Source organism: Dellaglioa sp. CoH-57-MRSF-19 (genome assembly GCF_056781975.1).
Genome location: NZ_JBXAXW010000001.1, coordinates 166998 through 180211 on the forward strand (window position 1 = coordinate 166998; position 13214 = coordinate 180211).

The 13214-nt window shown below is 35.8% G+C and carries 10 protein-coding genes; 8 read left to right on the plus strand and 2 right to left on the minus strand.

All coding sequences use genetic code 11. From position 1 onward, the window contains the following. The first annotated feature begins 1 nt into the window (after position 1). The 6 genes from AC1RO3_RS00810 to araA all read left to right on the plus strand — a co-directional run bounded on the left by AC1RO3_RS00810 (position 2) and on the right by araA (position 7522). On the plus strand, positions 2–922 hold the full coding sequence (locus AC1RO3_RS00810) for an aldo/keto reductase (RefSeq protein WP_481761011.1): 921 nt from the start codon (positions 2–4) through the stop codon (positions 920–922). Positions 923–1013: 91 nt separating this feature from the next. Continuing rightward, positions 1014–2132, plus strand: a complete 1119-nt coding sequence (locus AC1RO3_RS00815) for a GntR family transcriptional regulator (RefSeq protein ID WP_481761010.1) — start codon at positions 1014–1016, stop codon at positions 2130–2132. Between the two features lie 198 nt (positions 2133–2330). Next, a complete protein-coding gene (locus AC1RO3_RS00820) occupies positions 2331–3698 on the plus strand; it encodes a sugar porter family MFS transporter (RefSeq protein WP_481761009.1) in 1368 nt (455 codons plus the stop codon). Between the two features lie 29 nt (positions 3699–3727). Beyond that, on the plus strand, positions 3728–5344 hold the full coding sequence (locus tag AC1RO3_RS00825) for a xylulokinase (RefSeq protein ID WP_481761008.1): 1617 nt from the start codon (positions 3728–3730) through the stop codon (positions 5342–5344). Positions 5345–5349: 5 nt separating this feature from the next. Continuing rightward, positions 5350–6051 carry an L-ribulose-5-phosphate 4-epimerase gene (locus AC1RO3_RS00830; protein WP_409021771.1) on the plus strand — a complete coding sequence of 234 codons (702 nt, stop codon included), beginning with the start codon at positions 5350–5352 and terminating at the stop codon, positions 6049–6051. Between the two features lie 43 nt (positions 6052–6094). After that, positions 6095–7522 carry an L-arabinose isomerase gene (araA, locus tag AC1RO3_RS00835; protein WP_481761007.1) on the plus strand — a complete coding sequence of 476 codons (1428 nt, stop codon included), beginning with the start codon at positions 6095–6097 and terminating at the stop codon, positions 7520–7522. 190 nt (positions 7523–7712) lie between these two features. On the opposite strand, the gene AC1RO3_RS00840 is transcribed toward araA, so the two are convergent. Continuing rightward, the gene (locus AC1RO3_RS00840) at positions 7713–8657 is read right to left on the minus strand and encodes a Dyp-type peroxidase (protein WP_481761006.1); all 945 of its coding nucleotides are present in this window, start codon (positions 8655–8657) and stop codon (positions 7713–7715) included. Between the two features lie 20 nt (positions 8658–8677). After that, positions 8678–9631 carry an NADP-dependent oxidoreductase gene (locus AC1RO3_RS00845; RefSeq protein ID WP_481761005.1) on the minus strand — a complete coding sequence of 318 codons (954 nt, stop codon included), beginning with the start codon at positions 9629–9631 and terminating at the stop codon, positions 8678–8680. A 213-nt stretch (positions 9632–9844) separates the two neighbouring features. On the opposite strand from AC1RO3_RS00845, the gene glpK reads away from it, so the two are divergent. Both glpK and glpO read left to right on the plus strand, forming a co-directional pair. Next, complete coding sequence (glpK, locus tag AC1RO3_RS00850; protein ID WP_481761004.1) at positions 9845–11362, plus strand: glycerol kinase GlpK; 1518 nt, start codon at positions 9845–9847, stop codon at positions 11360–11362. A gap of 13 nt (positions 11363–11375) precedes the next feature. Then, positions 11376–13196: a type 1 glycerol-3-phosphate oxidase gene (gene glpO, locus AC1RO3_RS00855; protein ID WP_481761003.1), complete on the plus strand. Its 1821-nt coding sequence runs from the start codon at positions 11376–11378 to the stop codon at positions 13194–13196. Positions 13197–13214 lie beyond the last annotated feature (18 nt).

Here is a 13214-nt window from a genome sequence, read left to right on the forward strand (position 1 = left end):
AATGAAAATGATTAATTTAGGCGATAGCGAACTTCAAGTATCATCTGTCGGTTTGGGATGCATGCGCATGCCAGAATTGTCGACTGGGCAAGCTGCAGAAATGATTCAAACATCAGTTGATCATGGCATTAATTTCTTTGATCACGCAGATATTTATGGTGCAGGAAAAGCTGAAGAAGTGTTTGCGGCAGGATTTACTGAAACTGGGTTATCACGTGAAGACATTATTCTTCAATCAAAATGTGGTATCGTTCCAGGTGTAGAGTATAATTTTACTGCTGAACACATTGAAAAAAGTGTTGACGGTATTTTAAAACGATTAAATACGGAATATATTGATAGCTTATTGTTACACAGACCTGATACGTTAATGGAACCTGAAGCTATTGCTCGTGTATTTGAAAAACTACAAAAATCTGGAAAAGTACGTCATTTTGGTGTTAGTAATTTCTATCCTGGGCAAGTTGATTTATTACAACAAGCTTTGGATATGAAACTATTAGTTAACCAACTCCAATTCGGTGTCATGCACACTGGAATGATTGATTTGGGAACAAATGTGAATATGGTTAATGATGCTGGAATTAATCGTGATGGCGGTATTTTAGAATATTCGCGTCTTAAAAAAATGACGATTCAAGCATGGTCACCATTCCAATACGGATTCTTTGAAGGTACATTCTTAGATAATCCAAAATTTGCTGAATTAAATGAAGTTTTAAACCGTTTAGCTAAAGAAAAAGAAACAACTAATACTGGAATCGCAACAGCATTTATTCTACGTCACCCAGCTAAAATGCAGGTGATTGCTGGAACAATGAACGCAAAAAGAATTGTTGAAATTGCGAATGCTTCAGAACTTGAGCTAACACATGAAGAATGGTACGAAATTTATCGTGCAGCAGGAAATAAATTACCATAAATGAAAAAATTAAAGTAACTAACTAATTACTATTTTAGTTGGTTACTTTTTATATTAAGCGTATGAAAATTTCGTAGTTAACATACTGGGTATGGTAAAATTAGAATTAATAGGTGGTGGATTTGATTTGGAAAACAAATATGAGCATGTTTATCGTGAAATTAAAGCGAAAATTGTCGCGGGTGAATATGAAGTAAACGATAAATTAATGACTGAATCACAGTTAATGTCGATTTACGAATCTAGTCGTTATGCGGTTCGTAAAGCAATTGGTGATTTAGAGAATGCAGGGTATGTCTACCGAATACAAGGTGGCGGTATCTTCGTTAATGATTGGCATACTGTAAAAAAAGTGACACAAAATAATAAAATAATTGGTGTCATGACGACACATATTGCTGATTATATTTTTCCAAATATTATCACTGGAATAGATCGTATTATTTCTGAAGAGGGATATACAATCATGCTAAGTAATACGCTTGATAATGCTGAAAAAGAACGATATAGCCTTTTAAGAATGCTTGAAATGAATTTATCTGGACTAATCGTAGAACCAACACAAAGCGCATTAATAAATAAAAATAAGGATTTATACGAAAAGATAGTGGCGCAAAAAATACCAGTCCTTTTTATTAATGCACATTATGAAAACTTGGAAATTCCATACTTAGAGTTAAATGATTTTAATGGTAGTGAGGTTGCTACAGAGCATTTGATAAATGAAGGACATGGAAAAATACTTGGTATTTTTAAAGTGGATGATAAACAAGGTCAGTTAAGAATGAATGGATTCGTGCAAGCTTATATGGAACATTCAGCTATTTCATACCAAAGTGAGATATTGATGTACCAATCTGCTGATTCAATGCAAAATATCTATAAAAAAATTGAAAAGATTCTGCATAGATCGGATCATCCAACCGCGATTGTTTGTTACAATGACCAGCTTGCCATTAAATTAATAGATATTGTTAAGTCGATGGGAATGAAAATTCCTGAAGATATCTCAATTGTTGGTTTTGATGATTATCAATTATCAAAATATATGTCACCTAAATTAACAACAATTAGACATCCAAAGGAAAAAATGGGCCGAGAAGCTGCGACGATGTTATTAAAAATGATTAATTCTAAAACAATGTCGGCGAAATCTGTCGTATATGATGCAAAGCTAATCATTCGAGAAAGCGTTAAAAATAGGAATTAAAGCATGATAAGTATTACTCAAATTTGAGTAATACTTATTTTTTTGAAATTCATTCGAACAAATAAAAATAACTATTGATTTGTTCGAATGAATGTGAGAAAATGACCTTGTTGATAAATGCAAACGTTTTCAGAAAACGGTTGCTGTAGGTTTTTCGGTTGGTCGTACCAATCGGACAATAAAATTTGGAGGTGTCATATGCAAAAAGAAAAGAAAATATCTAGTAAGTTTATTTACTTTTTTGGGTCATTCGGAGGAATTTTGTTCGGATACGATATCGGGGTTATGACGGGGGCTTTACCATTCTTGCAAAAAGATTGGGCTCTTCAAAATAGTGCCGGAACCGTTGGTTGGATTACTTCAGGAGTTATGTTCGGTGCCATCTTTGGTGGCGCGTTAGCCGGTAAGCTTTCAGATAAGCTAGGTCGACGTAAAATGATTTTGATGTCAGCTATTATTTTCGTTATTGGTTCATTACTCGCATCATTCTCACCAAATAATGGCCAAATGTATTTAATTATTGTTCGTATTTTCCTTGGACTAGCAGTTGGTGCTTCATCAGCATTAGTACCAGCATACATGTCAGAAATGTCTCCGGCTAAATTACGAGGACGACTATCAGGAATTAATCAAACAATGATTGTTTCCGGAATGTTACTTTCATATATTATGGATTTTCTATTAAAAGATTTACCTGAAGCATGGGCATGGCGCGTTATGCTTGGCTTAGCAGCAGTACCAGCTGTTGTTTTATACTTTGGGGTTTCACGTTTACCAGAATCACCTCGTTTCTTAGTTAAAACAAATAAAGTTGATGAAGCTCGCCAAGTATTAACTTGGATTCGTCCAGCTAATGAAGTTGAACAAGAATTAGCTGATATTCAAACTACTGCGGGTGAAGAAAATCATATTGAAAAAACATCAATGGTTCAATTATTCACAGGTAAATATCGTTACTTAGTTATGGCCGGTGTTGGTGTTGCTGCATTCCAACAATTCCAAGGGGCTAACGCAATCTTCTATTACATTCCTTTAATTGTTGAAAAAGCAACTGGGAATGAAGCAAGTTCAGCACTAATGTGGCCAATTATTCAAGGGATTATCCTTGTCTTAGGTTCACTCTTATTCTTAGTTATTGCAGATAAATTTAAACGTAGAACACTTTTAATTCTTGGCGGTTTAGTAATGGGACTATCATTTATCTTACCTACAATCATTAACATGGTTGTACCAAATACGAGTCCTATGATGATTGTTGTTTTCTTATGTATCTACGTTGCATTCTACTCATTTACATGGGCTCCACTTACATGGGTATTAGTTGGTGAATTATTCCCATTAGCTGTTCGTGGAAGTGCTTCAGGAATTGCATCTTCAGCTAACTGGATTGGATCATTCTTAGTAGGACTATTATTCCCTATTATGACAGCTTCAATGCCACAAGATGCTGTGTTCGCAATCTTCGGAATCATTTGTTTATTAGGTGTTCTATTCATTCGTTTCTTCGTTCCAGAAACACGTGGTCGCTCATTAGAAGAAATTGAAAAAGAAGGTACAAGAAATTAAGTAACCTATACGTTAGGAGTGTAATTGATATGGATTTAGTAAAAACATCTCAAGCAATAAAAAATGGTCAAGTTTCACTTGGAATTGAATTAGGCTCAACACGTATCAAAGCAGTTTTAGTTACGGACGATTTTAAGACAATTGCAACAGGGAGCTTCAATTGGGAAAACCAATTGGAGGATGGTCTTTGGACTTATTCTCTTGAACAAGTTTGGACGGGGATTCAAGCTAGTTATAGACAAATGGCTGCAAATGTTCAAAGCAAATACCATGAATCATTAACAAAAATAGATTCAATTGGTATCAGTGCTATGATGCATGGTTACCTTGTCTTTTCGAAATCTGATGATTTATTAGTTCCCTTTAGAACATGGAGAAATAATAATACAGAACAATCAGCTGATGAATTAACAGAGTTGTTAAACTTCAATATTCCACAACGTTGGAGTATTGCACATCTTTATCAAGCTGTTTTAAATAATGAAGCCCATGTAAATGACATTGGTCATTTAGAAACATTAGCTAGTTATGTTCATTATATGTTATCTGGTAAAAAAGTTATCGGAATTGGGGATGCCTCTGGTATTTTCCCAATTGATGAAAAAACAGGCACATACTCAGCTGATTTATTAGATAAATTCAGTGGTATTGAAAAAGTTTCTGCTTATGATTGGGATATTAAAGACATCCTACCTACTGTTTTGAGAGCTGGTGAAAATGCTGGATCATTAACAGATACAGGAGCTAAATTACTTGATGTTAGTGGCAAACTTGAAAGTGGTAGCTTGATGGCACCACCTGAAGGTGACGCAGGTACAGGGATGGTTGGGACCAACAGTGTACGTAAGAGAACAGGTAATATCTCAGTTGGAACCTCTGCTTTTTCTATGACTGTTTTAGATCAGCCTATGAAAAAAGTGTACAAAGATATTGATATTGTAACAACACCAAGTGGTGCGCCAGTTGCAATGGTTCATGTTAATAATAGTTCGTCAGATATTAATGCATGGGCTTCAATCTTTGGCGAGTTCGCAGCAAAACTAGGTGTTCATTTAACACCAGATCAGTTGTATGAACGATTATTCTTAGAATCAACTCATGCTGATGCCGATGCAGGTGGATTAATGAATTATAGTTACTTATCAGGTGAAAATATTACACATATGCCTGAAGGTCGTCCATTATTTGTTCGAACACCTAACAGTAACTTTACATTACCTAACTTCATCAAGACGCAATTATATGCGGCATTTGCACCACTTAAGATTGGAATGGATATTTTAAGTCAAGAAGAACATATCCAAACTGATGTAATGATTGCTCAAGGTGGTATTTTAAAAACAGCTGTAATCGGACAACAAGTATTAGCTAATACGTTGAATATTCCAATTACGGTTATGAATACTGCTGGTGAGGGTGGACCTTGGGGAATGGCTGTCTTAGCAATATTTGCTAAGAAAAATAATAACGGTCAAAGCTTAGAAGACTTCTTAGATCATGAAGTTTTTGTAGACCCAGAAAGTATGACGTTAAGCCCAGAACCTGAAGGTGTAGAAGGTTACAATACATTTATAGCTAGATACGAAGCTGGCTTGTCTATTGAGTCAGAGGCAATAAAAAAAATTAAGGAAGAAAAGAGGAACTAGTATATATGTTAGAAAAGCTAAAACAAGAAGTGTACGATGCTAACATGCTGTTACCTAAGTACAACTTAATTACCTTTACATGGGGTAACGTGAGTGGAATCGATCGTGAAAAAGGGTTATTCGTCATCAAACCATCTGGTGTTGATTACGATGATTTAAAACCTGAAGATATGGTTGTTGTTGATTTAGACGGTAAGAAAATTGAGGGTGATATGAATCCCTCAAGCGATACAGAAACGCATCGCATTCTATACAATAACTTCCCTAATATTAAAGGTGTCGTTCATACTCACTCACCTTGGGCTGTTTCATTCGCACAAGCAGGCTTGGATATTCCAGCAGCCGGTACAACACATGCAGATACCTTTTATGGCTCAGTTCCAGCAAGCCGTATCATGAATGAAGCTGAAGTTGTCACAGAATATGAAAAACAAACAGGTGACGTGATTGTCGAAACGTTCAAAAAACGTGGACTCGATCCTGATCAAATTCCAGCTGTTTTGGTTAATGATCATGGTCCATTTACATGGGGTACATCTGCTTTAGATGCTGTGCATAATGCTGTTGTCTTAGAAGAAGTTGCAAAGATGACTTATCATACATTGCAATTGAATCCACATGCAATTGACATGCCACAATACTTATTGGATAAGCATTTCCTAAGAAAACATGGTAAAAATGCATATTATGGTCAAATTAAACACTAAAACACGTTTTTAAAAATAATAAACTATTAGGAGGAATTATATTATGTTAAAAGTTAGTGAAAAAGAATTTTGGTTCGTTGTCGGTAGTCAAGGTTTATACGGTCAAGATGTTTTAGACGTTGTTCAAGGTGATGCAGAAAAAATTATTGATAATTTAAATGCTAGTGGTTCACTACCATACAAAATTGTCTTTAAAGAAGTTGCAACAACTGCTGAAGTTATTACTAACATCATGAAAGAAGCTAACTTTGAAGACAAAGTTGCTGGTGTGATTACTTGGATGCATACTTTCTCACCTGCTAAAAACTGGATTCGTGGAACAAAATTATTACAAAAACCATTGCTACATTTAGCAACACAATTTGGTGAAAATATTCCTTGGTCAACAATTGATATGGATTACATGAACACAAACCAAAGTGCTCATGGAGACCGTGAATACGGCTTTATCAATGCTCGTCTTCAAAAACATAATAAAGTTGTTGTTGGTTACTGGAAAGATGAAGCAGTTCAATCACAAATTGCTGACTGGATGGATGTTGCTGTTGCTTACGGTGAAAGTTTCAACATTAAAGTTGCTCGTTTTGGCGATAACATGCGTAATGTTGCCGTTACAGATGGTGATAAAGTTGAAGCACAAATCAAATTTGGTTGGACTGTAGATTACTTTGGTATTGGTGATTTAGTTGCTGAAATGAAAGAAGTAACTGACGCTGAAATTAATGCAACATATAAAGAATGTGAAAGTATGTACGATATGGTTGTTGGCGACAACGATCCTGCCTTCTACGAAGACCATGTTAAAGAACAAATTAGAATTGAAATTGCTTTACGTAAATTTATGGAACGTGGTGGCTACAATGCATTCACATCTAACTTCGAAGATCTTTGGGGCATGAAACAATTACCAGGTATGGCTGTTCAACGTTTAAACGCTGAAGGTTATGGTTTCGCTGGTGAAGGTGACTGGAAGACTGCTGCAATCGACCGTTTGATGAAGGTTCTTGCACATAATAAAGCTACTGGATTTATGGAAGATTACACGTATGATTTACGTGCGGGTCATGAAGTAACTCTTGGTTCACATATGTTAGAAGTTGATCCTACATTAGCTTCAACAAAACCACGCGTGGAAGTACATCCATTAGGTATTGGTGACCGCGAAGATCCAGCTCGTTTGATCTTTGATGGTTCAAATGGTAAAGGTGTCGTTGTTTCAATGTCTGACTTTGGTACTGAATACAAATTATTAATTAACTCTGTTGAAGGTCAAAAACCAGAAGTTGAAGCTCCTAACTTGCCAGTAGCTCGTCAATTATGGATTCCAGAACCAAGTTTTAAAGAAGGCGTTCATTCATGGATTGAAAATGGTGGTGGTCATCATACTGTTCTTTCAATGAACGTGAAGGAACAACAAGTTGTTGATCTTGCTAAGATGTTTGATCTTGAATATGTTGAAATTAAAAAATAATTAATATTTTAAAGGATATCGCTGTTAAAGCGATATCCTTTTTTTGTGTAAGAAGAGTAATCAAATATGATTTATATCAAATAAAATCGGTGCTTACGAAAATAAAGATTCGTAAGCACCGATTTAGATTTCTAATGATAATAATTGAGAATTTTATCTGCATCTGAAAAAATAATCTCAGACTTTCGTGTTATAGATTTCCATCCACAATTTGTTCTAAAGTTGTTTTTGAAGGGATAAAGAATAAATTACCGGTTTCAGCGGTACTGAAATCTAATAATCGATCACTTTTACTTTCGAACATATTAATGAGCATTCGATTAGTTACTGCAAAATGACGTGCGTAACCAATGAAGTATGTCCCTGTAATGTCTTTCCCAGGTTCTGAGAAGGGAACGTTCATACGGACAATTTTATGCTCAATGCCATCTTTCATATCTTGTGAAGCAACGTTATGAGAATTTGGTAATTTTTCTTCGTCAGTTAATTCTAAATCAGAATCTTTCTTCCGACCAATTGCTTTTTCTTGGTCTTCAGTCTTTAAGGCATTCCAAGCGGCCATATTATGGATATACTTTTGAGCAAAAGCATAAGAACCGTTTGTAAAATCAGGATCTTCGCCCCCAATAACGGCGTAATCGAGTGCTTCATTAACATCTGGGTTTTCAGTACCATCAATGAAACCAATAACGGCGCGGCCTTCAAAATAACGGAAGCCGTGTGTTTCATCTTCTACAGTTGTGACATCCTTAATGAAAAGCATAAATTGCGCCATAACTTCATAGACAACAGCACTTTCACCAGCGCGAACATGAAAGAATAAATCGCCAGGAGTTGAAATGGCAGTGTATTTAGGCCCAACAATTTCTTTAAAATGGGTAAGTTCAACAGGTTTGATAGCATCAGGGAAAAGATAATCCCAAGCATCAGAGCCAAAACCAAAGGCAACTTTTAAGTTAGCTTTTGGATAACGAACGTTCATACTACGGATGATGGCCGGAATACGGTCAGATAGCTCTTGAACTGCTTCTAATTCAACTTTTTGATCTTTGTGATTTAAGTTTAGAATGGTGAAATTAACAGCTTCACCTAAATCTTTATAAACATCTTGTGTTAACTTTTCGTTTACTGACATAATAAATGCTCCTTAGACTTTTAATTTCCTTTAACGATTATAACCATTTTACCTGCATTATGTGGTGAATTTAATTGTTTATGGGTTTCAATAATATCGGTTAAATTAAAGTGATATTTTTTTGCTATTTTAATTTCTAATTCATCTTGCATCATTAAATCTGTTAAGAAAGTTAGCGTGTCACTATCTTTTAACTCTTTAACATTCTCAACAAGGTAGTAATCTGCGAGTGGCTTTGATGCTTGAACAGAGTCGGTTGGAACGCTAACTAACGATACCATTCTGCCGTTTGTCTTCAATGCTTTGACGCCTACCTCACTGCCAAGACCGCCAGGAGTTGCATCAACAACAATGTCAGCCATATCTTTAAAAGTTTCGGCGGGATTTTCTTTATCGTAGGCGCTATAATGATCTGCACCTAGTCGACGAACATAGGGTTCGTTGGTGCTTGAACCACTAGCGAGAACAGTTAATTCCATCAATTTAGCAAGTTGCACTAAAATCGATCCGACACTTCCAGAAGCGCCTTCAATAAAGATGGTTTCACCAGCCCTTGCTTTTGCAAAAAAGTTCAAAATATTGTATGCCGCTATACCAGGTGTTGGTAGCCCAGCAGCTTCAGCAATCGTCATATTATCAGGTCGCTTAGCAATATGTGATGTAAAGACGACAAGTTCTTCTGCGTAGCCACCGAAAGCCTTATGAACAACAACAGCATCACCGATATTAAAATGAGTAACTTCATCGCCAATTTCAGTAATAATACCCGTTACGTCACCTCCAGGTACAATTGGAAATGGTAAAGGCATAACGTCTTTCATATAACCGGCACGTAAAATTGCATCAAATGGGTTAATGCCAATCGCTTCGATTGAAACCCTAACCTGTTTTGATTTAAGCGCTACTTCTGGATTAACTTTTAATTCCTCAAATACGGTTGCGTCACCATATTGGTTAAAGCCAAATGCTTTCATAAGTATAACCTCCCTAGATTAAAATCATATTGGTACTAGTCCCAATATACCATAATTTTAAGAAAAGGTTTACAAAACGAGGGAGAATAACAAATTTTGTAACAATGTATTTTGCGCAATCTAATTGACAACGTATTTTTGAAGATGTATAATATCCATATTGGTAAATGATAGCGTTTTCATAAATAATTAAAAAGAAAGAATGTGAGTTATTTGGAAAAATATATTTTATCTATTGATGAAGGAACGACAAGTACAAGAGCAATTATATTTAATCACAAAGGTCAGAAAGTTTCTGATGCACAACGCGAATTTCCACAATATTTTCCTCAACCTGGCTGGGTTGAGCACAATGCAAATGAGATATGGAACGCAGTATTATCGACAATCGCAAATACATTTATCGATTCCGGGATTAAACCTAAGCAAATAGCAGGAGTTGGGATTACCAACCAACGTGAAACAACTGTTATCTGGGATAAGAAAACGGGATTACCCATCTACAACGCAATTGTTTGGCAATCACGTCAAACGGCAGAAATTGCGGAACAATTAAAACAAGATGGCTATGATGAATTAATTCATGAAAAGACAGGATTACTGATAGATGCCTACTTCTCAGCAACTAAAATTCGTTGGATTTTAGATCATGTTGATGGCGCCCAAGAAAGAGCCGAAAAAGGCGAATTACTTTTTGGAACTATTGATACTTGGTTAACATGGAAATTATCAGGTGACGAAACACATGTAACTGATTATTCTAATGCTAGTCGGACAATGTTATTTAACATTCATGATTTGAAGTGGGATGAAGAAATTCTAAAAATTATGAATATTCCAGCAGTTATGTTACCAGAAGTTAAATCAAATTCTGAAGTTTACGGACATACGAAAGATTATCATTTTTATGGTAGTGAAGTGCCAATTTCAGGAATGGCTGGAGATCAACAAGCTGCTTTGTTTGGTCAAATGGCATTTGAACCAGGAATGGTTAAGAATACTTATGGAACAGGTTCATTTATTGTCATGAATACAGGGACAGAACCTAAATTATCTAAAAATAATTTATTAACGACAATTGGTTATGGGATTAATGGTAAAGTTTATTACGCTTTGGAAGGTAGTATCTTCGTTGCTGGTTCAGCAATTCAATGGTTAAGAGACGGGATGCGCTTGGTGGAACATGCACCAGACACAGAACAAGCAGCTAAAGAATCGACGAATGATAATGAAGTTTATGTTGTACCTGCCTTTACAGGATTGGGAGCACCTTATTGGGATCCTGATGCACGAGGTTCAGTCTTTGGAATTACTCGTGGAACAACACGTGAAGATTTCATTAAAGCAACGTTACAATCATTGGCTTACCAAACTAGAGATGTTGTGAAAACAATGGAACTAGATACGGGAATTAAAATTCCGTTACTAAAAGTTGATGGTGGTGCAGCTAAGAATGATTATCTGATGAATTTCCAAGCAGATATTTTAAATACACCTATCGAACGTGCTCATGACCTTGAGACAACTGCTTTAGGAGCAGCCTTCTTAGCTGGATTAGCCGTTGGTTATTGGAAAGACCTAGAAGAACTCAAAGCTGAGTATACTGAAGGGGATATTTTTAAACCAACAATGCCTGTGGAAGAAAGCGAAGATCTATACGCAGGTTGGCAACAAGCGGTTGAAGCAACTCGAGTATTTAAACATAAACCAATGAAGAAAAACAATAAATAAGGGGGATACAACTATGTCATTTTCAGCAACATCAAGAAAACAAGATATCGAACGATTAAAGAATGAAGAATTGGATTTATTAACAATTGGTGGTGGTATCACCGGTGCCGGCGTTGCTATTCAAGCAAGTGCTATGGGTTTAAATAACGGATTAATTGAAATGCAAGATTTCGCTGAAGGAACATCATCGCGTTCAACAAAATTAGTTCATGGTGGTATTCGTTACTTGAAGACATTCGACGTCGGAGTTGTTTCTGATACTGTTCAAGAACGTGCAGTGGTTCAACATATTGCACCACATATTCCACGTCCACAATCAATGTTATTGCCTATTTATGATGAACCCGGCGCAACTTTTGATATGTTCTCAGTAAAAGTTGCAATGAATTTATATGATCAATTGGCAGGTGTTGTTGATCCTCAATGGGTTAACTACACAATTTCTAAAGCAGAAGTTTTACAACGCGAACCACAATTAAAATCTGATAAATTAATGGGTGGCGGTGTCTACCTTGATTTTAAGAATAATGATTCACGTTTAGTTATTGAAAATATCAAAAAAGCACATGAAGATGGCGGCTTGATGGTTAGTCGTATCAAGGCTTTAGACTTATTGCATGCTGACGGTAAAATTACTGGTGTTCATGTATTAGATTTAATTAGTGGCGAAGAATTTGATATTCATGCTAAATATGTTATTAATACAACGGGTCCATGGTCTGATTTTATCCGTAAAATGGATACTGATGAAGATTTTGTACCACAAATGCGCCCAACAAAAGGTGTTCATTTAGTTGTTGATTCTAAAAAATTAAATGTACCACAACCAACATACTTTGATTCTGGAAAACAAGATGGTCGTATGATCTTCGTTGTGCCAAGAGAAGATAAAACATATTTTGGAACAACAGATACTGATTTCCATGGTGATTTTGAACATCCTCGTGTTGAACAAGAAGATGCTGATTACTTACTTGATATTATTAACGAACGTTTCCCAACAGCTAATGTCAAAATTAGTGATATTGAATCAAGTTGGGCTGGATTACGTCCATTGATTTCATCAAACGGAAGTTCAGATTACAATGGTGGAAACTCAGGTAAAATTAGTGAGAAGAGTTTCAATGATGTTATTAACGTTATTGAACGTTTTGAAAAAGATGAAGTAACTAAAACAGATGTTGAAGATGTCTTGAATGATTTGGAAAGTACACTTTCTGAAGATAAGACAAGTGCATCACAAGTTTCACGTGGAAGTTCATTGACTATTTCAAAAGATGGCTTATTAACATTAGCTGGTGGTAAAATTACAGATTACCGTAAGATGGCTGCCGGTGCCATGGCTGCAATTACAAAATTATTGAAAGATAATTATAGTCAAGAATTCAATGCGATTGATTCTAAAAACTTACCTGTTTCAGGTGGTGATATTGATCCTAACAACGTTGAAGCAACAATTAGTTTCTTCGCAAAACAAGGAATGGACAATGGGTTGACTGAAGAAGAAGCTACAGTATTTGCTAACTTATTTGGTTCAAATGCAGCACGTGTATTTAGTCAAATGACTCACGTTAAAGCAGCAGAAGGACTTTCTTTAGGTGAAACAGCTAGTCTTCACTATTCAATGGAAGAAGAAATGACGTTAACACCAACTGATTACTTAATGCGTCGTACTAACCATATTCTTTTCCATCGCGATACATTAGATGCTGTTAAAGTTGGCGTAATTAACGAAATGGCAAGTTACTATAGCTGGACTAAAGAAGAAAAAGCAAAACAAACTGCAGATTTAGATGCAACAATTGCAGAATCAGATATGAATTACTTAAAATAACCATCAAAAATAGGGGTG